Source organism: Streptococcus sp. 3.1 (assembly GCF_016648915.1).
Taxonomy (GTDB): Bacteria; Bacillota; Bacilli; order Lactobacillales; family Streptococcaceae; genus Streptococcus; species Streptococcus salivarius_E.
On the sequence record NZ_JACLQV010000011.1, the window covers coordinates 37,619 to 63,305 of the forward strand.

At 41.5% G+C, this 25,687-nt stretch carries 18 protein-coding genes and 2 tRNA genes; 19 read left to right on the forward strand and 1 reads right to left on the reverse strand.

What is annotated here, in order from left to right; genetic code table 11:
• Positions 1-112 precede the first annotated feature (112 nt).
• The 19 genes from H7U02_RS07485 to H7U02_RS07575 all read left to right on the forward strand — a co-directional run bounded on the left by H7U02_RS07485 (position 113) and on the right by H7U02_RS07575 (position 22,890).
• On the forward strand, positions 113-871 hold the full coding sequence (locus tag H7U02_RS07485; RefSeq protein WP_060972670.1) for a potassium channel family protein: 759 nt from the start codon (positions 113-115) through the stop codon (positions 869-871).
• Positions 872-1,033: 162 nt separating this feature from the next.
• Positions 1,034-1,732, forward strand: coding sequence for a cell wall-active antibiotics response protein LiaF (gene liaF, locus H7U02_RS07490; protein ID WP_037603001.1), 699 nt, complete (start codon positions 1,034-1,036; stop codon positions 1,730-1,732).
• Entirely contained in the window at positions 1,729-2,739 is a 1,011-nt protein-coding gene (locus H7U02_RS07495) for a sensor histidine kinase (RefSeq protein ID WP_064524107.1), read from the forward strand. The genes liaF and H7U02_RS07495 overlap by 4 nt, the downstream gene beginning before the upstream one ends.
• A complete protein-coding gene (locus tag H7U02_RS07500) occupies positions 2,729-3,373 on the forward strand; it encodes a response regulator transcription factor (protein WP_002891417.1) in 645 nt (214 codons plus the stop codon). Before H7U02_RS07495 ends, H7U02_RS07500 begins: the two co-directional genes overlap by 11 nt.
• A 301-nt stretch (positions 3,374-3,674) precedes the next feature.
• A tRNA-Gln gene (locus H7U02_RS07505) sits at positions 3,675-3,746 on the forward strand.
• Between the two features lie 29 nt (positions 3,747-3,775).
• A tRNA-Glu gene (locus H7U02_RS07510) sits at positions 3,776-3,847 on the forward strand.
• 220 nt (positions 3,848-4,067) lie between these two features.
• Positions 4,068-4,586 carry a ribosome maturation factor RimM gene (gene rimM, locus H7U02_RS07515; RefSeq protein ID WP_060972851.1) on the forward strand — a complete coding sequence of 173 codons (519 nt, stop codon included), beginning with the start codon at positions 4,068-4,070 and terminating at the stop codon, positions 4,584-4,586.
• Positions 4,576-5,295, forward strand: a complete 720-nt coding sequence (gene trmD, locus H7U02_RS07520; protein WP_064524105.1) for a tRNA (guanosine(37)-N1)-methyltransferase TrmD — start codon at positions 4,576-4,578, stop codon at positions 5,293-5,295. The genes rimM and trmD overlap by 11 nt, the downstream gene beginning before the upstream one ends.
• Before the next feature lies 1 nt (position 5,296).
• On the forward strand, positions 5,297-6,295 hold the full coding sequence (locus H7U02_RS07525; protein ID WP_064524103.1) for an NAD(P)/FAD-dependent oxidoreductase: 999 nt from the start codon (positions 5,297-5,299) through the stop codon (positions 6,293-6,295).
• Between the two features lie 99 nt (positions 6,296-6,394).
• Positions 6,395-8,809 (forward strand): DNA translocase FtsK, encoded by a 2,415-nt coding sequence (locus H7U02_RS07530; RefSeq protein ID WP_064524101.1) that lies wholly within the window; start codon positions 6,395-6,397, stop codon positions 8,807-8,809.
• 214 nt (positions 8,810-9,023) lie between these two features.
• Positions 9,024-11,219, forward strand: coding sequence for a type I pullulanase (pulA, locus tag H7U02_RS07535; RefSeq protein WP_110981102.1), 2,196 nt, complete (start codon positions 9,024-9,026; stop codon positions 11,217-11,219).
• A gap of 169 nt (positions 11,220-11,388) precedes the next feature.
• Positions 11,389-13,269, forward strand: a complete 1,881-nt coding sequence (gene glgB / locus H7U02_RS07540; protein WP_049545333.1) for a 1,4-alpha-glucan branching protein GlgB — start codon at positions 11,389-11,391, stop codon at positions 13,267-13,269.
• Positions 13,270-13,459: 190 nt separating this feature from the next.
• A complete protein-coding gene (locus H7U02_RS07545) occupies positions 13,460-14,602 on the forward strand; it encodes a glucose-1-phosphate adenylyltransferase (protein ID WP_060972856.1) in 1,143 nt (380 codons plus the stop codon).
• Positions 14,592-15,728, forward strand: a complete 1,137-nt coding sequence (glgD, locus tag H7U02_RS07550; RefSeq protein WP_060972857.1) for a glucose-1-phosphate adenylyltransferase subunit GlgD — start codon at positions 14,592-14,594, stop codon at positions 15,726-15,728. The genes H7U02_RS07545 and glgD overlap by 11 nt, the downstream gene beginning before the upstream one ends.
• Positions 15,725-17,155: a glycogen synthase GlgA gene (gene glgA, locus H7U02_RS07555; RefSeq protein ID WP_060972858.1), complete on the forward strand. Its 1,431-nt coding sequence runs from the start codon at positions 15,725-15,727 to the stop codon at positions 17,153-17,155. Before glgD ends, glgA begins: the two co-directional genes overlap by 4 nt.
• A 343-nt stretch (positions 17,156-17,498) precedes the next feature.
• Positions 17,499-19,904 carry a glycogen/starch/alpha-glucan phosphorylase gene (locus H7U02_RS07560; protein ID WP_060972859.1) on the forward strand — a complete coding sequence of 802 codons (2,406 nt, stop codon included), beginning with the start codon at positions 17,499-17,501 and terminating at the stop codon, positions 19,902-19,904.
• Positions 19,905-20,116: 212 nt separating this feature from the next.
• The gene (locus H7U02_RS07565; RefSeq protein WP_022496317.1) at positions 20,117-20,677 is read left to right on the forward strand and encodes a GNAT family N-acetyltransferase; all 561 of its coding nucleotides are present in this window, start codon (positions 20,117-20,119) and stop codon (positions 20,675-20,677) included.
• A 106-nt stretch (positions 20,678-20,783) separates the two neighbouring features.
• Positions 20,784-22,313: a DUF1310 family protein gene (locus tag H7U02_RS07570; protein ID WP_201043078.1), complete on the forward strand. Its 1,530-nt coding sequence runs from the start codon at positions 20,784-20,786 to the stop codon at positions 22,311-22,313.
• Entirely contained in the window at positions 22,294-22,890 is a 597-nt protein-coding gene (locus tag H7U02_RS07575; RefSeq protein ID WP_060972861.1) for a hypothetical protein, read from the forward strand. The genes H7U02_RS07570 and H7U02_RS07575 overlap by 20 nt, the downstream gene beginning before the upstream one ends.
• Positions 22,891-22,951: 61 nt before the next feature.
• Here H7U02_RS07575 and gshAB read toward each other — a convergent pair whose 3' ends face one another.
• On the reverse strand, positions 22,952-25,216 hold the full coding sequence (gshAB, locus tag H7U02_RS07580) for a bifunctional glutamate--cysteine ligase GshA/glutathione synthetase GshB (RefSeq protein ID WP_201043079.1): 2,265 nt from the start codon (positions 25,214-25,216) through the stop codon (positions 22,952-22,954).
• Between the last annotated feature and the right edge of the window lie 471 nt (positions 25,217-25,687).

The window sequence follows — 25,687 nt, forward strand, 5'->3', positions numbered from 1 at the left end:
TTTAATCTCTCTTTTTTTGCTACCTAGAGATCTTGTCGATAGCCTAAAAAGCCTGCTTGCCAGAGGTCAGAGATTCTTTTATAATGAAGACATTACATATAGGAGAGATGCTATGAGAAACCGTAGAAAACTGAGAAGGTATATCATTACCTACGATATTGTCATAACGGTCCTGGCCCTGATTTCCATTGGCTTGGTTATCTTTGATTTAGTTGGCTTAATTTCAATTGGAAGGCGACCTTTTAGAGTGATAGATCAGTCTATAACGCTCATATTTGCCATTGATTATGCGATTCGTTTCTCCTTAGCACCTCGTAAGCGAATCTTTGTGAAAACACATGTGTTGGACTTGTTGGCTATTATTCCCTATAATGAAGTCTTTACCTTCCTCCGCTTTTCAAGAGTGGGACGCTTTGCCAGGTTGGCCAAACTCTCACGTTTAATTGGTTTGAGTAGCAAGCTCAAGCATATTTCCAATCGTATCAATCGCAGAAATGGCTTTTATTTTCTACTTTCGGTTAATAGTATTATTATTCTTATCAGTAGTGCTGTTATTGCCCGAGTAGAACACCATAATTTTATAGATGCTATTTGGTGGTCTGTAGCAACGGTGACTACGGTTGGTTATGGAGATATCGTCCCTAAAACGCTTGTAGGTAAGGCAGTCGCTGTTATTCTCATGTTTAGTGGGATTGCCACTCTAGGGTTGTTAACTAGCTCTCTTAATAATATTTTTGTGCGGTCAGGTCGTCAGACTGAACGAAAATTAGCCGAGCTTAAGAAAGAATTAGCAGAGCAGCGTGTCATACTGGAGGAAATCAGAAGTACAGTGCTAATGATAAGAAGCAAAATGGACGATACTGACGATTAAGATTTTTGAATGAAAGACTGTGTTTCCTGTAATGGAGGCACTTTTTTGCTTTCTTCTGCCCCTTTTCTATCTTGATTACTCAATGCTCAAACTGGGTCTTTTTGTCAATTGCCTTAAAATTTGATAGAATGAAGCCTGTATACTTTTATTTGAGAGGTCCTTATGACCAAATTTAATTTTTTCTTAGTGGTGGAAGCCCTGCTTTTGACTCTGGGCCTGATTACCATTTTTAATAATGATATTACCAGTTTTATTTTCATACTGGTTTTAACCTTGTTGGCAGTTCGCTTTTTTAATAAGGAATCCAAAAGTGACTTTGTCTTGACCATCTGTTTAATCTCACTTTTTCTGGTTTCCATGTGGAATATCTATGTGGTGCTTGCGATTTTGGTGGGTGTGGCCTATGTCATGATTAACCATTTTTCACAGGTTAAGAAAAAGAATCGCTACGCTCTTATTCAATTCAAGGAAGACGACTTGGATCCTCAGGCTGTGCGAAATCAGTGGATTGGAACTCGGATGGAACCTGTCAGTGATCGTTATGACTTTGATGATATCAATATCATCCGTTTCTTTGGGACAGATGTGATTGATTTGACCCAGGTTATCGTCTCGGGGCGAGATAATGTTGTGATTTTGCAGAAACTTTATGGTCCGACGACTATCTTGGTACCAATTGATGTTTCCGTCAAGCTCAATATATCAGCGATTTATAGCTCTGTCACCTTCTTCAATGAAGATGAGTACGACCTCCGTTACGAAAGATTGACCTTGCAGGGGGCGGAGTATGAACATGCTCATCGAACAGTGAAATTGATTCTCAATGTGGGAGCTGGACCAGTGGAGGTACGTCGCAAATGAAGAAACAGTACCTATTTTTGATTCTGATTTATTCAGTTGTTGTTCTGGTTGGCGTTACCCTAGTGGTTATGGATAGCTTTAACCTTAACTTTTCATTGGTTTTTGGTAATCTGTCTCAGGTCTTCCATTTCCTTTTTAACATGTTTTTTGTGGTTCTGAGTTTGCTCATTTTGCTTTATATTCTTTGGGCCATTGCCAATGATAACAGTATGCGATCAGTCAATCAGGATTTGCGCCGCATTATCAATAATCAACCAGTCAAACGTCAAGGAGATATTGAGTTAGACAAGAATATGATGCGCTTATCTCATAAGATGCGTAAATTGACTAAGGACTTGCAGAAAACTGAGAATGCCCAGGCTCTTCAAAGCCGTGATATTATTAAGAAGGAGCGAGGACGTATTGCTCGTGACCTTCACGATACCGTTAGTCAGGAACTTTTTGCGGCTAGTATGATTCTTTCTGGTGTCTCTCAGATGGCGGACCAGCTAAGTAAAGAAGATTTGCATAATCAAATTCAGGCGGTTGAGGCCATGCTGACGGATGCTCAAAATGATATGCGTGTCTTGCTTTTGCATCTTCGTCCGACAGAGCTTGAGAACAAGACCTTGCAAGAAGGCTTGCAGATGATTCTTAAGGAATTAACCGATAAATCCAATATCCATGTCGTCTACAAGGATATGGTTAAGAAAGTGCCTAAGCGTATTGAAAATAATCTCTTTAGGATTGCCCAAGAGTTTATCTCTAATACTCTTAAACACGCCAAGGCTAGCCAGATAGAGGTTTATCTCTATCAAAATAGTCAGGAAATTCAATTGAAAATGTTGGATAATGGTGTTGGTTATGATTTAAATGCGTCGACTGACGAGATGAGTTATGGACTGAAAAATATCCAGGAGCGTGTCGATGAAATGGCGGGAACTGTGCAGTTCCTATCTGCTAAAGGTAAAGGAACATCTATTGATGTTCGTGTGCCGATATTAAGAGGAGAAGACAATGTCGAATAAGATAAATGTGATTTTGGTCGATGACCATGAGATGGTCCGTTTGGGCCTTAAGAGTTTCCTGAATCTCCAAGGAGATGTCGAAGTGGTTGGAGAAGCGAGCAATGGCCGAGAAGGTGTTGACCTTGCCCTGGAACTTCGTCCAGATGTCGTCGTAATGGACCTTGTCATGCCTGAATTAGATGGTGTTCAAGCGACTTTGGAATTGCTCAAAGAATGGCCAGAGGCCAAGATTTTGGTTTTGACTAGCTATTTGGACAATGAAAAAATTTATCCAGTCATTGAAGCTGGTGCTAAAGGTTATATGCTTAAAACTAGCAGTGCGGCAGAGATTCTTAATAGTATCCGTAAGGTTTACCGTGGTGAAGAAGCTATCGAAACTGAGGTGGACAATAAGATTAAATACCACGATAGCCATCCGGACCTACACGACGACTTGACGGCACGTGAACGTGATATCCTGGCGCTTTTGGCTAAGGGTTATGACAATCAGACCATTGCTAACGAGCTATTCATTTCATTGAAAACCGTTAAAACGCACGTGTCTAATATCCTAGGAAAACTCAATGTTGATGACCGTACTCAGGCTGTCGTTTATGCCTTTAGACATCATTTGGTTTCACAGGATGATGAATAAAGTTATCAACTAACCTTGTTATTTAGAGGCTAGGGAGGATTATCATAATTCTTACCCCTAACTCGGATTTTGCAAGTCAAATCTTTTGACTTTATTTCTAGCAAAACATATAATGAAATCATCCTAAAACTTTTCTTTTTTCATATGAGGTTGAAGCGACCTCATATCATCTATCTAAGTTCGCTTAGATGATGAAATCTCCTAACTCCTAGCAATCGGTATTTCCGGTTGCTTTTTTTGAAAAAAGTTAAAAAAAGTGTTGACAGCCAACTAGTTTTTCTGTAGAATAATAAGAGTCTTTTGGGGTATAGCCAAGCGGTAAGGCAAGGGACTTTGACTCCCTCATGCGTTGGTTCGAATCCAGCTACCCCAGTTCTACTTGAGGGTAGAGACACAGATTATGGTCCGTTGGTCAAGGGGTTAAGACACCGCCTTTTCACGGCGGTAACACGGGTTCGAATCCCGTACGGACTATAAGTGCCAGCTAGAGAAAGCTGGTTTTTTTGTGTCCTTTTTGATAAAATAGAGGGGTTGACTGGCCTAGGCCAGACATTTTATACCACTTTAAAATCATAAATGACAAGACCTTGACCTGATGTAAAATGTTTGTTTTGTGATGGTTATCAGACGATGCCAAGCAGTTGGTCGAGTCGTGGTTTCATTTGAATAAGAAAACATATAATAAGGAAATTCAATGACATACTATAACGTTGGAAAGATTGTGAATACACAGGGCTTGCAGGGGGAACTTCGTGTTTTGTCTGTAACAGATTTTGCGGATGAGCGTTTTAAGAAGAAGAGTGTCTTAGCCCTTTTTGATGACAAAGACAATTACATCATGGATGTTGAGATTGCGAGTCACCGTAAACATAAAAACTTTGATATCGTTAAGTTTAAGGGGCTTTACCATATCAATGATGTGGAGAAGTATAAGGGTTGTAACCTCAAGATTGCTGAGGAAAACCTAACAGACCTTGATGATGGGGAATTTTACTACCATGAAATCATTGGCCTTGATGTTTACGAAGGTGATACTTTGATTGGTCAGGTCAAAGAGATTCTCCAACCGGGTGCTAATGATGTTTGGGTAGTAAAACGTAAAGGTAAGAAAGATTTGCTCTTGCCATACATCCCACCTGTAGTTCTCGATGTTGATGTTGCAGCTGGTCGTATTGAGGTTGAGCTCATGGAAGGATTAGACGATGAAGATTGATATCTTGACCCTATTTCCAGATATGTTTGCTCCCTTAGAGCATTCCATTGTTGGTAAGGCAAAGGATAAGGGCCTTCTAGAAATCAACTATCACAATTTTCGTGAAAATGCTGAGAAGGCTCGTCACGTAGATGATGAACCTTACGGTGGCGGTCAAGGTATGTTGCTACGTGCCCAGCCAATTTTTGATACCTTTGACAAGTTAGACGTCACAAAACCTCGCGTTATTCTCTTAGATCCTGCGGGTCGTACCTTTGATCAGGCCTATGCAGAAGAATTGGCGCAAGAAGAGGAATTGGTCTTTATCTGTGGTCACTATGAGGGCTATGATGAGCGCATCAAAACCTTAGTGACGGATGAGATTTCCTTGGGAGATTTTGTCTTAACTGGGGGAGAGTTGGCTGCAATGACTATTGTAGATGCGACTGTCCGCTTGATTCCTGAAGTTTTAGGTAAGGAAGCTAGTCATAAGGATGATAGTTTCTCATCAGGGCTTTTGGAATTTCCACAGTACACGCGCCCAGCTGAGTTTCGTGGCATGAAGGTGCCAGATGTTCTCTTGTCAGGGCACCACGTCAATATTCGACGTTGGCGTATGGAACAGAGTTTGCGTAAGACCTGGGAGCGTCGACCAGACCTCTTGGAAAACTATGACTTTACGGATGAAGAACGTCAGATTTTAGAAGATATAAAAGCAGAAGGGAAATAAAATGTCAGAAGAAAAGATTTACGATATTACCATTATCGGTGGTGGGCCAGTAGGACTTTGGGCTGCCTTTTACGCCGGTCTACGTGGTATGACTGTTAATATTATTGAGAGTCTGTCAGAGCTTGGTGGACAACCTGCCGTTCTCTATCCAGAGAAGAAGATCTACGATATTCCAGCCTTTCCGCAAACGACAGGTGCGGAATTGACAGAAAATCTCTTGACTCAACTTAAGCGTTTTGAAGATCGTGTCAGCATTCATTTGAAAGAAGAAGTGCAAACCTTTGAAAAGAAAGAAGGCATCTTCACAATTGCTACTAGTAAGGGCCAACACTTGTCTAAGGCTATCGTCATTGCTTGTGGGAATGGTGCCTTCGCTCCCCGTCCTTTGGGTGTGGACAATGAAGAAGATTATGCGGACAATAACTTGTTCTATAATGTGCATAGTCTTGACCAATTTGCCGGCAAGAAGGTTGTGATTGCTGGTGGTGGAGATTCAGCTGTTGACTGGGCTAATCACTTGGATGGGATTGCTGAGAGCGTGACTTTGATTCACCGTCGTGATGCCTTTCGTGCCCATGAGCATAGTGTAGAGCTTCTTCATCAATCGTCAGTTAATGTGATGACGCCTTATGTGCCACTTGAAATTAAGGGTGAAAATGGTCTTGCCCAAAGTTTGACCGTTCAAAAAGTTAAGTCAGATGAGTTTGTGGAATTACCACTTGATGCCCTTATTGTTAGCTTTGGCTTCTCAACCAACAATAAAAACCTTCGTAACTGGAATGTTGATTACAAACGCTCTAGCGTTACTGTTAATGCGCAGTTTGAAACCTCACAAGAAGGTGTTTATGCTATTGGTGATGCGGCAGAATATGAGGGTAAGATTGATTTGATTGCTGTGGGAATGGGTGAAGCTCCTATCGCTATCAACCAAGCTATCCAATATATTGATCCGGATGGTAAGAATCGTCCGGTTCACTCAACATCATTAATTGAAGAATAATGTCAAAAGAAGGAAAGTCTCAAAAGAATACTTTGTCTTCAAACTAAGGAGAGACCTGTCTCTCTTTTTTCATGTCTAAAAACGTGGTATAATACACCTATGGCTACAACGAAAAAAACGAAAAAAGGGACTGCTTCTAAGAACAGTAAGAAGCGGCTTACAAAAGCAGAATTAGACAGACAGAAGGCGATTAAGCGAATGCTATGGACCTTCTTTTTTGCCTTTGTTTTAATTTTCCCAGTCTTTCGATTGGGTTTCTTTGGGGTTACCCTCTATAATCTCTTTCGAGTATTTGTGGGGAGTATGGCTTATCCTTTAATTTTTGCTATCTATGTTTATCTCTTTGGCTTTAAATGGTTACGTAAACATAGTAACTACGTAACAGGATTTTGGATGATCTTCGCGGGTCTCTTGTTGGAGTTTCACGCCTATCTCTTTAGTCTAGAACGCATGAGTGGTTTGGATATTTTCCCTGGTACCAAGGACTTGCTTTTTGGGGAACTGGTCAGTGTGCAAGTAGCTCGTTTTGCGGGTGGTGGTATGTTAGGGGCTCTCCTATACCAACCGATTTCCTTCCTCTTTTCAAATATCGGTAGCTTCATGATTGGCGTATTGATCATTCTCTTGGGTGCTTTCATTCTTAGCCCTTGGGATGTCTTGGATATCATGGAGTATACTAAGGAAGCTTGGCAGAAAGGGGCTGAGAAGCGTTTGGAACGGACGGCTCAACGTCAGGAAAAGAAGGCAGAACGTCAGGCTCAGAAAGAACGTGAGGCGGAAGAACGTGCCGAAGCTGAGCGTCTGGCTGATTTAACTGTTGACGAGGAGACGGGAGAAATCTTAGATGATGCCGCAGAGGAGTTACCACAAGAAACTGAGATTTTTGCACCTGAACCTGAAATCAGTGATTATGCCTCTGAGGACTACTATGATAATCTCCCTCCAGAGGATTATGAGGATTTCCAAGAAGATTATGCACCTTATCCAGAGGATGTGCCAACCGAGGAGTTTCCGCCATCTATGGTTGTTGAGGGAGATGATGCACCTGTCGAGGTTGATTTCACACCGAAGGAGCTCTTACAGTATAAATTACCTCAGATAGACCTCTTTGCACCTGATAAGCCTAAGAGTCAATCTAAAGAGAAAAACATCGTTCGTAAGAATATTCGAATCTTAGAGGATACTTTCAAGAGTTTCAATATTGACGTCAAGGTTGAGCGAGCCGAAATTGGACCGTCAGTGACCAAGTACGAGGTCAAGCCTGCTGTCGGGGTTCGTGTTAACCGCATTTCAAATCTAGCGGATGACTTGGCTCTGGCTCTAGCTGCGAAAGATGTCCGTATTGAGGCCCCTATTCCTGGAAAATCTTTGGTTGGGATCGAAGTGCCTAACTCTGAGATTGCGACGGTTTCTTTCCGTGAACTTTGGGAACAGTCCAAGACGGATCCTAATAAGCTCTTGGAAGTTCCTCTCGGTAAGGCAGTTGATGGCTCGGCTCGTAGCTTTGATTTGGGACGGATGCCTCACTTGTTGGTGGCTGGGTCAACAGGTTCTGGTAAATCGGTTGCGGTTAACGGAATTATCTCTAGTATTCTTATGAAGGCTCGTCCTGACCAGGTTAAGTTCCTCATGGTCGATCCTAAGATGGTTGAGCTCTCTGTTTACAATGATATTCCTCATCTCCTTATCCCTGTGGTAACTAACCCACGTAAGGCTGCCAAGGCTCTTCAAAAAGTGGTAGATGAGATGGAAAATCGTTACGAACTCTTTAGTAAGTTTGGCGTACGTAACATTGCTGGCTACAATGCCAAGGTTGAAGATTGGAATGCCCAATCCCAAGAAAAACAGATTCCCCTGCCTTTAATTGTGGTTATCGTTGATGAGCTGGCTGACTTGATGATGGTAGCCAGTAAGGAAGTGGAAGATGCCATCATTCGTCTGGGACAAAAAGCGCGTGCTGCGGGAATTCACATGATTCTCGCCACTCAACGTCCGTCGGTTGATGTTATCTCTGGTTTAATTAAGGCCAATGTGCCTTCTCGTGTGGCCTTTGCGGTGTCTTCGGGAACAGATAGTCGTACCATTTTAGATGAAAATGGGGCAGAAAAGCTACTCGGACGTGGGGATATGCTTTTCAAACCGATTGATGAGAACCACCCTGTTCGTCTACAAGGTTCCTTTATTTCTGATGATGACGTGGAACGTATTGTGACCTTTATCAAGGATCAGGCTTCTGCTGACTACGATGAGAGCTTTGACCCTGGTGAAGTTTCTGAGAATGATTTTGGTGGAGGTTCGTCTGCCAATGGTGGTAGCTCAGAAGGAGACCCTCTCTTTGAAGAAGCTAAGGCTTTGGTCCTTGAAACACAAAAAGCCAGTGCTTCCATGATTCAGCGACGTCTGTCAGTTGGTTTCAACCGTGCCACTCGTTTAATGGAAGAATTGGAAGAAGCCGGTGTTATCGGACCGGCTGAAGGCACCAAACCCCGTAAGGTTTTGATGACTCAAGAATAATGAACTGAAAAGAGTCATAAGACTGGTTTTGAAAGGAATTAGAACAGACAAAAGAAATGAGAAAAATGAGTATTTTGCTATTTGTTTTCTCATTCTTTTTTATGTTCAAAATAGACCAAAAAATTGCAAAATATTCCATAAGAACGCTTACAAAACGAACTTTTTCTGCTATAATAGGAGAAAAAGTGAGTAATAAAAACTAAGGAGTTAAAAAATGGACAATTTATTAACCGTTCATTTTCATAGTATGCATGGCGACTATTCCCGATATAGTATGTGGAAGTGGCTAGATGGTTATTGGGGCGAAGAGGCCCATTTTTCACGTGAGGATGATTTTGGCCTTGTTGGTCAGGTTACTTCTCCCTCCAATCGTTTTATTGATTCTGTCAATCTTTTGGTCAAAACGGAAGACTGGTCGAGGCAAACACATGATTATCGTGTCCGACGCTTCCTAGGGGATGCTCCCAATGCTATTTGGATAGTTGAAGGTGATCCAACGGTTTATTATTCTAAACAGGCAGCCTTGACTAGCCATAGTTTTGAAGGTCGCGACCAGCATGCCTTTGATATGGCTCTTCGTAGACAGGAATTTGATCAAAAGTGGGGTTTTCAAGGTTGGTTAGGGCATAAGTATGAAAAAGGGGCTACAGAGTTTCGCCTTTGGTCACCACTAGCTCGTCGTGTGCAGCTCTTACTTTTTAAAAAGGGCAGTAAAAATCCTAAGGTCATTAAGATGAGCCGAGGAACCAGTGTCAATAAGGATCGTCATGAGATGAATACTCACGGTGTTTGGAGTACCACTGTCAAAAAGGATTTGGATGGGGTAGCCTACCAGTTTCGTGTTTATCATGAGGAAAGCTTCTATCAGGATACGAGAGACCCTTATAGCATCGCCCTTAGCTTAGATAATAAAAAAAGTTTAGTGGTCGATCCTAAGCGACTTGTACCAAGAGGGTATGAAAAGGTTACGAAGCAAAAAGCGAGCTGGCGTAATGAAAATGCTTGCTCATCCGTTATCTGTGAAATGCACCTCCGTGATTTCTCAATCTCAGAGACGTCTGGTGTTAAGAAGTCCTATAGAGGGACATACCTGGGTGCCTGTCAGAAAGGGACTAAAAATGCCCAAGGAGATGTGACTGGTTTTGATTACCTCAAACGCATGGGTTACAATTATGTCCAGTTGCAACCGGTCTTTGATCACCATAAAACCTACGATAAAGATGGGAAGCTTCTCTATAACTGGGGGTATGATCCTGAGAATTATAATGTCCCAGATCGTCAATTTGCTGCTGATCAAAAGAATCCCGTGGCACCAATTTTAGAGCTTAAGAAGATGATTCAGGCCTACCATGAGGCAGGCATTGGGGTCATCATGGATGTGGTTTATAACCATACTTACTCTTCTTACAGCTCTCCCTTCCAACTGTCTGTGCCGGCCTATTACTACCGTATGCATGACAATGGGTCTTTCCAAGACGGGTCAGGATGTGGAAATGAAACAGCCAGTGAAAAGGAAATGTACCGTAAGTATATGATTGATTCTTTGACCTATTGGGCAGAAGAATTTGGAGTGGATGGTTTCCGTTTTGACCTTATGGGTTTGCATGATGTTGCTACTATGAATGCCATTCGTTCGGCCATGGATGATATTGATCCTAGGATTCTTCTATATGGTGAAGGATGGGATATGGGAATTGGTCTTCCTGTGGATCAAAAGGGCAAGAAGGATAATGCAGCCTTGATGCCTAGAATCGGATTTTTCAATGACAATGCGCGTGACGCCGTTAAAGGGGCAGAAGTCTATGGACACATCAGTAACGGTTATGTGTCTGGAGCCCCATTGGAAGACCAGATCGCCAAGAGTCTGCTTGGTAGCCGTGGTTTTGTAAACTACCTCATGCCGGGTCAGGTTCTCAACTATATTGAAGCTCATGACAATTACAATTTGAATGATCTTATGCATCATTTGCATCCACATGATTCGCCAGAAGATATTGAAAAACGTATCTACTTGGCAAATGCTCTTAATCTAAGTATGCAAGGGATGTGTTTCATGCAGTTGGGACAAGAATTCCAGCGTAGTAAGATGGTTGCAACAGGTGAAGACGGAAACTACACGGAATCGGATGTTAAGCGTGCCATGAATAGCTACAATGCTCCTGATGCCGTTAATCAGGTGGATTGGAATCAAGTGACCCTTAAGAAAGACTTGGTTGCTAAAGTTGCCAAATTAATTGAGCGTAAGCAAACCGTACCAGAATTGTCATATCGTTCATATGCAGATATTTACGATAATCTCTATGTCGCAAAAGCGGAGTACGATTCAGGTATTGTTGAATTGCACATTTCTGGAAAATTACGTAAGACTTTTGTGTTCAATAATATGAAAAAAGATTTGGAGATTTACTGACAAGGCAGTCAAAAAATGTTATAATACAGGAAACGCTTACACAAGCAGTTTTATTCGCTTGTGAGCCCTATCAATCTGAAGGGTTTTCTAGTGTATTTACATATATTTCAATGTTTTAATTTCTTGATAGTTAGATCTATCAAGGCTAGTTTTAGAAAGGAGTGATGGTATGAATCTCGATGAAGCCATGTACACGTTTGGAACAGGTGAGAACTTCCACCTTCAGAATTATCTGGGTGTGCATGAATTGGAGGGAGAAGAAGGATTTGTCTTCCGTGTGTGGGCCCCTCATGCTGAGCAGATTCAGGTAATTGGAGATTTCACAGGTTGGTTTGATGAACCTCTGGATATGACCAAAAACCATATCGGTGTTTGGGAGGTAAGTTCAGCCCTCCCTCAAGAAGGACAACTCTATAAGTTCTTGGTGAAACGTAAGGGAGGTCAAGTCGTCGAAAAGATGGATCCTTTCGCTACTTACTTGGAACCACGTCCAGGAACAGGAGCTGTGATTCGTAAGAAGAAAACTAAGAAGTGGAAGGATGGCCTTTGGATGGGTCGTCGTAAACGCTTTGGTTTCCAAAAACGTCCGGTTAATATCTATGAAGCTCATGCATCATCTTGGAAACTAAAAGAGGATGGTCAACCTTATACTTTCAAAGAATTGAAAGAAGAGTTGATTCCATATTTGGTTGAGATGAACTATACCCACGTGGAATTCATGCCACTCATGGCTCACCCTCTTGGGATGAGTTGGGGTTACCAGCTCATGGGTTACTTTGCTTTTGAGCATACCTATGGTACACCAGAAGATTTTCAAGATTTTGTTGAAGCATGTCACCAGAATAATATCGGTGTCTTGGTAGACTGGGTCCCAGGTCACTATACACAGAATGACGATGCTTTAGCCTACTTTGATGGTACACCAACTTTCGAATATCAGGATCACGATCGAGCTCATAACTATCGTTGGGGAGCGTTGAACTTTGACTTAGGAAAAAATCAAGTACAGTCTTTCCTTATTTCAAGTGCTCTTTACTGGATTGAAAATTATCATATCGATGGTATCCGAGTGGATGCAGTTTCAAACATGCTCTATTTGGACTATGATGAGGGTCCATGGATGCCAAACAAGGACGGTGGTAACCGTAACTTGGAAGGCTATGGCTTCCTTCAAAAACTCAATCGTGAGATTAAAAAACGCTATCCAGATGTCATGATGGTTGCGGAAGAATCAACTGCAGCAACACCAATTACACAACCGATTGAAGAGGGTGGACTAGGTTTCGACTTCAAATGGAATATGGGTTGGATGAACGATATCCTCAAATTCTACGAAGAAGATCCAGTTTACCGTCAGTATGATTTCAATCTGATGACCTTTAGTTTCATGTATTGCTTCAATGAAAACTATGTTCTGCCATTCTCACATGATGAAGTAGTTCATGGTAAGAAGAGTATGATGCATAAGATGTGGGGGGATCGCTACAATCAGTTTGCTGGCCTACGTAACCTCTATACTTATCAACTCTGTCACCCAGGTAAGAAATTGCTCTTCATGGGATCTGAATTTGGTCAGTTCTTAGAGTGGAAATTTGATTACCAACTTGAATGGAATAATCTTGAAGATGAGATGAACCAGAAGATGCAGGCTTTCACTAGCCATATGAATGGTTTCTACAAGGACCATAAATCTCTCTGGCAGATTGATGATTCTTACGATGGTATTGAAATCATTGACGCGGATAACCGTGCTGAAAGTGTGCTTTCCTTCATTCGTAAGGATGACAAAGGCGATAAGGGTGACTTTCTTGTCTGTGTCTTCAACCTAGCTCCAGTGGAACGTCAAGACTTCACTATTGGATTGCCAGTCGCTGGTATTTATCAAGAAGTGCTTAACACTGAGATGGAAGAATTCGGTGGTGTCTGGAAAAAAGGAAATCCTGAAACTCGTACCCAAAAGGCGAAATGGAAGGATTATGAAAATACCCTTAGCTTCACATTGCCAGCTCTTGGAGCAAGTATCTGGCGTGTTAAACGTCGCTTGAAATAAAGGGTAGACTTAAACGTGTACACGATTTGTTTTTCAGTGGTGATAGCAAGGAAATCACGGTTGAAAGAAGCTGTTTGATGCCCAAACTATTGCCACACTGAGGAACTTACTTTAATTGTCATAATCAGTTTCGACTGATTGTTTCACATCCTTTTGAGGATGGAACTAAAAATCATGAGGGGGACTATTCATGAAAAATGAAATGTTGGCTTTGATCCTTGCTGGTGGGCAAGGAACTCGTCTTGGAAAATTGACCCAAAGTATTGCCAAACCAGCTGTTCAATTTGGTGGACGCTATCGTATTATTGATTTTGGTTTGTCAAATTGTGCCAATTCAGGAATTAACAATGTAGGTGTCATTACACAGTATCAGCCACTTGCTTTGAACAATCATATCGGTAATGGTTCAAGTTGGGGCTTGGATGGTGTTAACTCTGGTGTATCAATTCTTCAACCTTACTCAGCTAGTGAAGGTAATCGTTGGTTTGAAGGTACTAGCCACGCTATTTATCAAAACATTGACTATATCGATAGCATCAATCCTGAATATGTTTTGATTTTATCTGGTGACCATATTTACAAGATGGACTATGACGATATGCTCCAATCTCACAAGGACAACAACGCAAGTCTTACTGTCGCCGTTCTTGATGTGCCACTTAAAGAAGCTAGCCGTTTCGGTATCATGAACACTGATGCTAATAACCGTATTGTTGAGTTCGAAGAAAAACCTGAAAATCCTAAATCTACGAAAGCATCAATGGGTATTTACATCTTTGACTGGAAACGTCTTCGCAATATGTTAGTTTCAGCTGAAAAGAGCGCAGTTGATATGTCAGACTTTGGTAAGAACGTTATCCCAGCTTATCTTGAAACAGGTGAAAGCGTCTTTGCTTATGAATTTGAAGGCTATTGGAAAGACGTAGGTACTATCGAATCCCTTTGGGAAGCAAATATGGAGTATATCTCTCCTGAAAATGCTTTGGATAGCCGTAACCGTCAATGGAAAATTTATTCACGTAACATGATTGCTCCACCAAACTTCTTGGGTGAGCATGCTCATGTTGAAGATTCACTTGTTGTTGATGGTTGTTTGGTTGATGGAACTGTTAAACATTCTGTGCTTGCAACAAATACACAAATTCGTGAGGGGGCAGTCGTTGAAGATTCAGTGATTATGAGTGGTGCAGTTATTGGTAAAGGCGCAAAAATTAAACGTGCTATTATCGGTGAAGGGGCACACGTTTCCGATGGTGTGGAAATTGACGGTACAGAAGAAGTGCAAGTCGTAGGATACAATGAAGTAGTGGGGGTACCAAAAGATGAAGATTGATAAATATTCTGCAATTCTAGGAAATACCGTAGGGTTCCATGACATGGATGGTTTGACTGAACACCGTCCTATTGCCAGCCTACCATTTGGTGGAAAATATCGCCTCATCGACTTCCCATTGTCTAACTTGGCTAACGCTGGTATCCGTAGCGTCTTCGGTATCTTCCAAAACGAAAACATCAGTTCTGTCTTCGACCACATTCGTTCAGGTCGTGAGTGGGGCTTGTCAACACTCCTCAGCCACTACTACCTTGGTATTTACAACACCCCAGTTGAAAGTTCAACGGTTGATAAAGAATACTATAGTCAAATCTTGACTTACCTTAAACGTTCAGGGTCAGACCAAACGGTAGCGCTTAACAGTGATGTTTTGGTCAACATTGATCTTAACCAAGTCTTGCACCTTCACAATTCAACAAGACAAAAAATTACTGTTGTCTACAAAAAACTTCCTAAAGAACAAATCTCAGATGTAAACAGTGTTTTAGAAATTGATGAATCTGACAAAGTGCTTAGCCATGAGCTCTTCCAAGGTGGAGACAAAGAAGCCTACAACATGTCAACAGACATCTTCGTTGTGGATACTCCATATTTGATTGAAAAATTGGAAGAAGAAGCAGCTAAAGAAGAACCACGTAAACTTCGTTATGTGCTTCGTGATTTGGCAGTTTCTGAAAATGGTTTTGCCTACGAATACACTGGTTACCTTTCAAATATTCACTCAGTTAAAGCATACTTTGATGCTAACTTGGATATGTTGGAATCAGAAAAATTCTATAAACTTTTTGCACCAAACCAAAAAGTTTATACAAAAGTTAAAAATGAAGAGCCAACATACTATGCAGCTTCTTCTGAAGTTAAAGTGTCTCAGTTTGCATCAGGTTCTATTGTACGTGGTAAAGTGGAACACTCAGTGGTTTCACGTAATGTAGATTTGGCAGAGGGTTCAAGCGTGAGCTACTCAGTTCTCTTCCCACGTGTTACAGTTGGTAAAGGCGCTACAGTTGAGTATGCGATTGTGGATAAAGGTGTTGAAATCGCTGAAGGTGTTACTATTCGCGGTACAGAAAACAACCCAGTTGTCATCAAAAAAGGTAGCGTTGTAACAGAGGATATTGTACGATGAAAATTTTATTTGTAGCTGCTGAAGGTGCACCTTTCGCTAAGACTGGTGGTTTGGGTGACGTTATCGGTGCTCTTCCTAAATCTCTAGTCAAAAATGGTCACGAAGTTGCCGTCATTCTCCCATATTATGATGTGGTATCGGCTAAGTTTGGCGATCAGGTTGAAGACCTTGGCTTCTTCTATACAAATGTTGGTTGGCGTCGTCAATATGTCGGCATCAAGAAAATTGTACGTGATGGTGTGACCTTCTTCTTCATTGATAATGAACAGTATTTCAACCGTGGTACGGTATACGGTGAGTGGGATGATGGTGAGCGTTTTGGCTTCTTCCAAATGGCTGCCCTTGAGTTGATGGAAAAAGTGGACTTTATTCCAGATATTCTCCATGTTCATGACTACCACACAGCCATGATTCCATTCCTTCTTAAGGAAAAATACCATTGGATTCAAGCTTACCAAGGTATTAAGACAGTCTTCACTATCCATAATATTGAGTTCCAAGGTCAATTTGACAGTGGTATGCTTTGGGAAATCTTTGGTGTTGGTTACGAGCGTTATGCTGATGGTACTCTCCGTTGGAATGACTGCCTCAACTGGATGAAAGCAGCTGTTCTTTACGCAGACCGTGTAACAACAGTTTCTCCATCATACGCTAGTGAAATTCAAACACCTGAATTTGGTAAAGGTCTTGATCAAATCATGCGCATGGAATCTGGTAAGTTGTCTGGTATTGTTAATGGTATCGATACGGACCTCCTTGATCCAGAAACAGATGCTCACATTCCTTATCATTTCTCAGTGGATGATTTGTCAGGTAAAGCCAAAGACAAGGCAGCTCTTCAAGAACGTGTTGGTCTCCCAGTTCGTGAAGACGTTCCATTGATTGGTATTGTGTCACGTTTGACTGACCAAAAAGGTTTCGATTTGGTTGTCAACGAACTTCACAACATCTTGCAACATGATGTTCAGATTGTTCTTTTGGGTACTGGTTACAGCGACTATGAGAATTCTTTCTCTTGGTTCGGTCACGCTTACCCAGAAAAAATGTCTGCCAACATTACTTTCAACCTAGAGTTGGCTCAACAAATTTATGCTGGTTGTGACATTTTCCTTATGCCTTCAGCCTTTGAACCATGTGGCCTCTCTCAAATGATGTCTATGCGTTATGGTACCTTGCCAGTGGTTAGCGAGGTTGGTGGTCTTCGTGATACTGTTGAACCATACAACCCTGTGACAGGCTCAGGTACAGGATTCTCATTTGGTAACTTCTCAGGTTACTGGATGGTTCAAACCCTTGAAAAAGCTCTCGATGTTTACGAAAAGAATGCTGATGCTTGGAAACAACTCCAGCACAATGCTATGACACGTGACTTCTCATGGGATACAGCAAGTTTGGCATATGTTGATTTGTACAAACAATTAGTATAATTGCAAAGATAACTTTTCTCGCAAGGGAAAAGTTATCTTCGTGTAAAGCGTTTGAAAACGCTTCTATATAATCTTGACAAAAGTCAGGATAGCATCTCTCAATCTTGCTGATAAAGCAATGAAAGAGAAGATATCTAAAAATCTGAATAGAAGACTAACTCTAATCATGTTATAATAAACCTGACTGTTTTGACAGTTTTGTAAATAAAGATTTTGAAATATCTGTTTCGAATCTTGATTGGCAAGGTTTGGAAGTTTGAGGAAAATTTCCAATTCCCTCTTATCTGAATATTCACTCTATAAGATGTGTATCAAAGGTATAGAAGTATAAGAAAGGATTTCTATGCAAGTCGAAAATTTAACAAAAGAACAATTTATCCGTGATTTTAAAGACACGCTCCATCATGAGCAGTTGATTAAAGTGGCTAAGGCTACACCAACTGAAATTTTCACAGCCTTGGCTGGTTTGATTCGTAAGTATTACACTGACACATGGATTGAACGTAACCATGCGCTTTCAGACAATCAAGAAAAGATTGCTTTCTACTTCTCAATCGAATTCCTTCCAGGTCGTATGTTGGAAACTAACCTCCTCAACCTTGGTATTCTTGACCTTGTTAAAGAAGGTTTCGCAGAACTTGACATCGACTTCCGTGAAGTAGTAGAAGCTGAGCATGATATGGCACTTGGTAACGGCGGTCTTGGTCGTTTGGCTGCTGCCTTCATGGATTCGCTTGCAACTACTGGTTATCCAGGTTTTGGTAATGGTCTTCGTTACCGTTATGGACTGTTCAAACAACGTATTGTTGACGGTTACCAAGTAGAGCTACCAGATGGTTGGTTTGGTTCAACAGGAAATGTTTGGGAAACGCGTAAAGACCATGATATTGTCTATGTAAAACTCTTTGGTGATGTTGTCCTTGAAAGTGACGAAGATGGTCGTTTTGTTCCAACTTATAAGAATGCTCAAGTTCTTCGTGCTGTGCCTTACGATGTGCCACAAATCGGTTATCAAAATGGTGTGATTAACAACCTTCGTCTTTGGGATGTTGAAATTCCTGAAGAATACGAATTGGATTACCCTACTCTTGAAGCTCGACGTCGTGTGAAAGATATTACAGCCATTCTTTATCCAGATGATACAACGATTGAAGGTAAAGAATTGCGTTTGGTTCAGGAATACTTCATGACAAGTGCAGGTCTCCAAACCATTATCAAATCATACCTCAAGATGGGCTTGCCATTGAAAGATATCCACGAAAAGGTATCTGTTCACATCAATGATACTCACCCTGCGGTTGCACCAGCTGAATTCATGCGTCTCCTCCTTGATGAATACGGTCTTTCATGGGAAGATGCTTGGAATGCGACTGTTAAGACCATGAGCTACACTAACCACACTATTCTTCAAGAAGCCCTTGAAAAATGGGATCAACAGCTCTTCAAACGTGTTCTTCCACGTGTTTACCAAATCATCTTGGAAATAGATAACCGTTATGTAGCTGCAATGGCTGGACGTGGTGTTGCTGCAGATGTTATCGAACGCACTCGTATCGTGAAGGATAACCAAGTGCATATGGCTAACTTGGCGATTATTGGTGGTCACTCAGTCAACGGGGTTGCCAAACTCCACACAGAACTTCTTAAAGAAGATACCCTTCACGATTTCTATACTATTTATCCTGAAAAATTCAATAACAAGACAAATGGTATCGTTCAACGTCGTTGGACACAAATTGCAGCTCCAGAACTTTCAGCAGCAATTGATGACGTGATTGGTGACGGTTGGCGTAACGATATCCATGAGCTTGAAAACCTTACAACTTACTTGGATGACAAGGAAGTCTTGAACCAGTTCTATCAAGTTAAGAAGACTGCTAAACAACGTTTGGCAGACTATATCAAGGAAACAACAGGTGTAGAAGTGTCTACAGATGCTATCTTTGATGTTCAAGTAAAACGTCTTCACGCTTACAAACGTCAATTGCTTAACCTTCTTCACATCATCAAGCTTTATTGGGATCTTAAAGATAATCCAGATAAAGACATGGTACCTCGTGTATTCATCTTTGGTGCCAAAGCTGCCCCTGGTTATCACTTCGCAAAATCAGTTATTAAACTCATCAACGAAGTTGCCAATCTTGTTAACAATGATGAAAGCCTTCAAGGAAAACTTAAAGTTGTCTTCCTTGAAAACTACCGTGTCAGTCTTGCGGAACTTATCATTCCAGCAGCTGATGTCTCTGAGCAAATCTCATTGGCTTCTAAAGAAGCATCTGGTACATCAAACATGAAATTCATGATGACTGGTGCTATTACCTTGGCAACACTTGACGGTGCCAACATTGAAATCAAGGATGAAGTAGGCGATGAGAATGTTGTCATCTTTGGTATGGACAAGGACGAAGTTTATGAACACTATGCACGTCACGATTACTACTCTCGTGCAGTTTATGAGAATAACCAAGTCGTTCGTCGTGTCGTTGATACCTTTGTTAACGGTACGATTCCAAATGCTCAAGCTGAAGGTACTGAAATCTATGAAGCCCTCATCACCCACAACGATGAGTACTTCCTCTTGGAAGACTTCGCCGCTTATGTAGAAGCTCAAGAGAAAATCGATGCGCTTTATCGTGATCATGACAAGTGGGCACGCATGAGCTTGGCAAATATTGCTAAATCTCATAAGTTCACTTCAGATGATACGATTACAGAATACGCTAAAGAAATTTGGGAATTGAAAAAATAAGCGATAGCTTATGAATCACAAAAAGACAAAGGCTAGAAATGGTCGTTGTCTTTTTATTTTTTTAGAAGAGGGGTGTCATAGACAGCAAAAAAGCATTTATAAATGGCAGGAGAAGTTTATCTGTAGATCTATCATATCCCTTGAAACTTGAACTTGCTTATCAAGGTGTTATAATAACCTATAGGTATAAGCATCAAAAAGGGGGAAAATACATGGCTTTACGCAGCCAATTAATTACTAAGGAGTTTCCAGAATTAGATAGGGTAGAGCGCTTAAATAACGAGGCCTTCCCAGAAGAAGAACGTATTCCATTAAGTGAGTTTTTACAATTGGATGGTCGTGATGATTATCATTTCTTTGCCTTTTATGACGAGGATGATTTTGTTGGATTTGCCTCAGTTCTCTACAATGCCAAAGTTTTTTATGTGAGTTTCTTTGCCATCGTTCCTCAAATGCGGAGTCATGGCTACGGAAGTGAGATTATTGATAAACTGGTGGACTTTTATGGACCATCTCGGTCTATGGTCTTGGAAGTAGAGCGCTTGGATGAACCAAATGACAATCCTGAGCAACGTGAGGCACGTTGGGATTTCTATAAGCGTAATGGGTTCAAGACTTCCAATGCTTTCTTGGAATATGAAGGTTTGAGTTTTGAGATTCTCTATCGTGGAGATCACTTTGACGAAGAAGCCTACAGAGAGATATTCCGCAAACTTCAGGAAAATGCTTATTTTGACTTCAGTATTAAACATCGTCGCTTGAGTGATTTATAAACAATCAAACCAAACAGGTCTTAGTCGACCTGTTTTTTCATTTGTTTTCAGCGTTTGCCAATCGTTTTCAGAATATTTTGTCGTCCTATGCTATAATGGAAGTATTATGAAGAAAGTAATTTTACAGTATCTGGCAAGTGCTCTGACTGTAATCCTTATACTTGGTCTTGTGGTTTTCAACAGACAGCGAAATCACTCTCTGGTAAAGAAGGTCAAAAACCCTGAGATTTCCTATATCTATAAGGATTCTTTGGAAAATCTAGATAGACTGGCCCTTAGTCAGGCTGGGATTATACAATCCTATCAACTCGATTCTTTGTCTGTTAGGAAGGAAGATGGAAAGATTCACCTCGTTCTCCATATCAATCATTCCTATGATATGCAGGTAAATCTTGTCCTAAAGTCTGATATCTATGGTGATTTATCTGTGGTTCAAGCGACGCCATCAAAGGCTTTGAAGCTCGCCTTGGAGGACGAATCTTATCAGAAACGGTTGACCTTGATTTCACAAAAAGCAGATGCTATTATATCTCGTGATCACTGGGATCAAGGCATTAAACCGGCCTATGTGGCTCAGGTCAGAAGTAAGATGAAGAAGACTTCTTTGAACCAGTTGGAAAAGGTTCTGCAAGAAATTGATCAAGAAAGTAAGGAAGTGGGCTCCGATACCTATACGGCCTTTTTCCAAGCTTCTCAACTGCCTAATCATGACAAGCTCAATTTGGTTATGGAGCACATGCAGGTTTATGTGGATAAGTACCAGTTTCTCCAGTTAGGGAAGTCAGGTTATAAATTTTCCAAAAAGCTAGAGCCAACCAGCGCTTTTTACAGTTACTTCCGTGAGGCTATTATGGAGACCTATCAGACGGATCTAGGGCTTGGAGTAGATGAGTTAGGTATCAAGCTCCACCTTTTTAGGTCTTGGATTGATAAGCAGTCCATGGACTATATTAGGACCAACTACAAGGGCAAGACGGATTTTGACAAGCTTCTGGCTTACAGCAAGGACAAGAAGATTAAGTTGGATTATACTACAGGTGCTTCTTACCATAATCGAAGCTTGGGAGACTTTACCTATCCAGAGAACATGAAAATTCAGCTACCTCAGACCAGTGTCATGGGACCTTACGGTGTCAGCAATTCCCGCTTTATTGAATTTATTGTCAATATGGATACAGGGAAATTTGTTTCTGAGTGGAATGTCTACAAGAAAAGGAAAGACGGTAGTATCGACTCTAATCCTAAGCATTACAAGATTGAAGATGGTGCTGACATTGCTGATACGGACTCTGCTAACTACGGCCTATCTAAGGGATTAAATGCTGACTTACCAGCCTATCTCAATAATAGCCATACCTATCTCGATGTTCGTCACCCTGCGGATAATGCGATTAGACGCAAGATGGTTAGAAAGTGGAAAAATGCCAAGAATGTCTTAAATGGTGGGCGCTATGCTGATATTGTTAAAAAAGGAGGCTTGAAAGACCTTGAAACATGGAAACAAGTTAAAGCTGAAGACCGTCTCCAGGTCTACAATGCTTACCTTGATTATATTCGCTCTCATCTTGTGCTTAATGGGTTTGACAGCTTTTACCAAGAAACCTACAACCCCCAAGGTGGAGACAAAAAAGACTGAAACCCTTGATAGTGTTCTTGTCGCTAAAAATTTCTATCGTGTAAGGGATGCCTATGCCATCAAACTCTACGGGCAGGATGAGGGGATGTCCTTTGATGTGGCTGGTCAGAGACTCTTTGGGTCAAATGTTGCTATTAAAGATGGTCTGTTATACGGCTCCAGTCTTGGAGATTTGACCATTGAGGCTTATTTTCAGGGGGAGGTGTCCTACCTTTTAGAGGCCACCCAGAAGCTCCCAGTGGACAAAAATCGTATCAAGGCTAATCACTATAGTCAGGACATCGTTCTGAATAACGTTTGGTCTAGTCTGGAAGGTCAAGAAACCTCCAACAGTATCATCACTCAGTTTCAGGATAAGACCTTGCTTAAGATGCGGATCAGCTACAACAAGGATTTCCTTCCGACTAAGATTCAAGGTTTTTACAATAGCCAAACCTTTAATGGCTGGCGGGACCTATTTTATATAGATTACCCATATAGTGATCAGGAAGCCTTCAATCAGGCTCAAGATGCCTATATACAACACATCCAGTACATGGAAACGCATCCTGAGGAAGAAGCAGGAGAGTTTGGTTAATAAAGCAAAATCACCTTTATCTCGAGATAAAGGTGATTTGTTTGTTCCTAAGAATTAGGTTTTAGGTTTGACTTGTGGTAACTTCTGGAAAAAGCTTGTCTAGGATTTTTGGAGTGATAGCTTGTCCAGGACCTTCAGCACAATAGGTGTGCATATACATAGAGGGATTGAAGTTGAGCTCGATACAAGTGCAATGAGGTTTTTCCTTGCTAGCAGGCTGAGTTTTATCTGGAATGATGAGGTCAACCCCGCAAGCCCAGGCCCCCATGCTAGTCGCCATAGCTGCAGCTAATTCTTGATAGGATGAATCCATGGTCTCAGTGACATCAATAGAGTCACCGCCCGTAGAGATGTTGGAGTTACGGCGGAGATTGACCTTTTTCCCTTCTGGGAGAATATCATCAGGTGCATAACCTTGCTGATTCAACATCAATTGTTCGATTTCTCCTAGCTCAATGATTTCCAGCGGTGAGCGGTGGTCACGGCCTCGCAATGGGTTGGCATTTTTCTGAGCGACTAATTCACGAATAGTGTGTTTGCCATCACCGACAACATTAGCAGCGACACGAAGGAGGACGGCCTCACAACGCCCGTCCAGAATGAAGAAACGGTATTCGGTTCCTGTGATAAATTCTTCAACAAGAACAGCTGTATCTTCTGCAAAGGCAATCTCGAGGGCTTTCTTATAGTTATCAAGGCTGGCAGGCTCTTGGAAAATGGAAATGCCCAGACCGAAGTTGGTTGATTTTGGTTTAACCACAATTTGCTTGCCCTTGATAAGAGGATAGTAGGCTAGACCTTGTTCTAGATTGGTAAATTCGTCGCCGGCAGGGACAGGGAAGCCAGCATCAGCTAGGATTTTTTTGGTTACGGTTTTATTAGCCATGGCAAGAGGAACTACATAGTTGTCTTTTGAGGTCATGTTACCATTTTTGACGTACTCAACATGATCTTTATGCCAGAGTTTAAGGAATTGATCCTGCTCATCTAGGATTTCAAAATGAAGCCCTTTTTGAATGGCGTCAAAGAGCAGCATCTGGGTAGAAAGTTCCATCTCCTCATAACCCTTAAGGGCATAGTGGGCAGTCCAGTCGTAATCATGATAGGCAAGAGCCTTGTCAAGGGCAAAGTCAGCAAGGGACTTGTCTTTGATATGAGGAAGAAGTTGAGCAGCTAGTGTCTGACTAGGATCTGCAAAGGCATCTTTAACTTGTTTGACCAGACCTTGATGATAGTCACCAAGCCCAAAATGTTGCACCAGTTGGTCTAGAGCTGTCGTAATGTTCTGAGTTTCAGCTTCAGAAGGTAGAGGTTCTAAAGGATGAGAGAGGGCAATTTTTTCATTCAGCGCGTGAGCTTGAGCCAGAGCCTGATCAACATTTTCAGGGGCATCCATCCAGAGGAAGGCTAGAAGGAGTAGGTGTACGGTATCCATGGTAGTTTGGCTAATACCGATACGCTCAAAGGGGTTGAGGTCGAAGTTACGGAATTCCAGGTAGGTGATTCCCTTGTCAAGGAAGGAGCGATTAACCTTTTGTCCACGGAAACGAACAGCCGAGTAAAATTCCTTCTCCGCAATCAAATCACCTTGTTCGATATAGTTTTCGATGGCAGAGACATAGTCTTCTAGGCTTGCAAAAGATACTTGGATTTCTTCCTTATTGACATAACCATGGTCGCTGTTTCGGAAGGAACGCACGGGTTCTGGCACTTCTTGGTCGAAGAAGCCTTGCTCAGCAACAGGTGCAGCACCAAAGAGATAGGTGGTCACCCAACGATAGCGCAAATAGTTCTGAGCCAGCTTAAGATAGAGGGCGTTTTTGAAAGCAATTATATCAATCTGGTCACTTTCTTGGAATAGGGCCTCAACCAAATCTTTCCCTAGTTCCATATTATAGTGGATACCTGAGATAGCTTGTAGTTTAGTTCCGTATTTTTCGGCCAGGTAGTTACGATAATAGCGTTCAAATTCATTTTCCAGTTGGGCAACTTGGATTTCTTGGGCCTTGATACGAGGAGGCATGGACAAGGGCCAGAGAAGTTCATCTTTACTGATGGAACGTCCAGCTACATCGGTAATGGCTCCAAGAAATCGACGAGCCTCAGTGGTAGATTTAGCAACTGGTGTGATGAGTTCCATCTGAAACTCACAAAAATCTGTTTGAATATAAGGGTGGAAACTTCGAGCTCCTAGGCAAGAAGGGTGAGGCGTATGTGCTAATTTTCCCTGTCTATCGACACGAAGACTTTCGCGTTCAATTCCAAAGTTAGCTTGAAGGATAGGGCTGGTAGGCTCCAGCTTTTGAAGCAGTTGATTTATAGTCATAGAGTCACCTTTTCATCTAATGTTAGTGTTAGTCTATTATAAATAGGAGAAGAAAACAACTTTCCGCTACGGTTAAGGGGAATTTCCGAATGTTTTAGATAAGAATTCTTAAAACCAGTTGCTTTTTAGCTCTATTATATGCAAAAATTGTAAAATACCCACCGATTTTTATGTAAAATGTTATTTCTCTTGCAATTTAAATCAAATTAGCCTATACTAATGACGTATATATAAGAATGAAAGAATCCCTAGGGTCTGCCCTCAGGGGCTTTTGTATGCTCTCAAAAGGGTATAACCGTTCTTTTATAGATAAAGGATGAGCGTTAAGAGTAGCTTTCAGACAGTATGCTCTGCCTAAAAGCGATGCTTTCGCCGTGATGGATTACAGGACTAGCTTATATCTATCAATGCCTGAAACACGCTCTGCTCAGGGTAGGCGATATTTTTCGCCGAGGTAGGGGTTATCCTGGA

Excerpts from the sequence above, each read along its gene's own strand:
- glgB (WP_049545333.1), top strand. The coding sequence starts at position 11,389 with ATGAATCTCGATGAAGCCATGTACACGTTTGGAACAGGTGAGAACTTC.
- H7U02_RS07500 (WP_002891417.1), top strand. The coding sequence starts at position 2,729 with ATGTCGAATAAGATAAATGTGATTTTGGTCGATGACCATGAGATGGTC.
- H7U02_RS07565 (WP_022496317.1), top strand. The coding sequence starts at position 20,117 with ATGGCTTTACGCAGCCAATTAATTACTAAGGAGTTTCCAGAATTAGAT.
- H7U02_RS07525 (WP_064524103.1), top strand. The coding sequence starts at position 5,297 with ATGTCAGAAGAAAAGATTTACGATATTACCATTATCGGTGGTGGGCCA.
- pulA (WP_110981102.1), top strand. The coding sequence starts at position 9,024 with ATGGACAATTTATTAACCGTTCATTTTCATAGTATGCATGGCGACTAT.
- H7U02_RS07545 (WP_060972856.1), top strand. The coding sequence starts at position 13,460 with ATGAAAAATGAAATGTTGGCTTTGATCCTTGCTGGTGGGCAAGGAACT.
- glgD (WP_060972857.1), top strand. The coding sequence starts at position 14,592 with ATGAAGATTGATAAATATTCTGCAATTCTAGGAAATACCGTAGGGTTC.
- H7U02_RS07485 (WP_060972670.1), top strand. The coding sequence starts at position 113 with ATGAGAAACCGTAGAAAACTGAGAAGGTATATCATTACCTACGATATT.
- gshAB (WP_201043079.1), bottom strand. The coding sequence starts at position 25,216 with ATGACTATAAATCAACTGCTTCAAAAGCTGGAGCCTACCAGCCCTATC.
- H7U02_RS07570 (WP_201043078.1), top strand. The coding sequence starts at position 20,784 with ATGAAGAAAGTAATTTTACAGTATCTGGCAAGTGCTCTGACTGTAATC.
- liaF (WP_037603001.1), top strand. The coding sequence starts at position 1,034 with ATGACCAAATTTAATTTTTTCTTAGTGGTGGAAGCCCTGCTTTTGACT.
- glgA (WP_060972858.1), top strand. The coding sequence starts at position 15,725 with ATGAAAATTTTATTTGTAGCTGCTGAAGGTGCACCTTTCGCTAAGACT.
- H7U02_RS07560 (WP_060972859.1), top strand. The coding sequence starts at position 17,499 with ATGCAAGTCGAAAATTTAACAAAAGAACAATTTATCCGTGATTTTAAA.
- trmD (WP_064524105.1), top strand. The coding sequence starts at position 4,576 with ATGAAGATTGATATCTTGACCCTATTTCCAGATATGTTTGCTCCCTTA.
- H7U02_RS07530 (WP_064524101.1), top strand. The coding sequence starts at position 6,395 with ATGGCTACAACGAAAAAAACGAAAAAAGGGACTGCTTCTAAGAACAGT.
- H7U02_RS07495 (WP_064524107.1), top strand. The coding sequence starts at position 1,729 with ATGAAGAAACAGTACCTATTTTTGATTCTGATTTATTCAGTTGTTGTT.
- rimM (WP_060972851.1), top strand. The coding sequence starts at position 4,068 with ATGACATACTATAACGTTGGAAAGATTGTGAATACACAGGGCTTGCAG.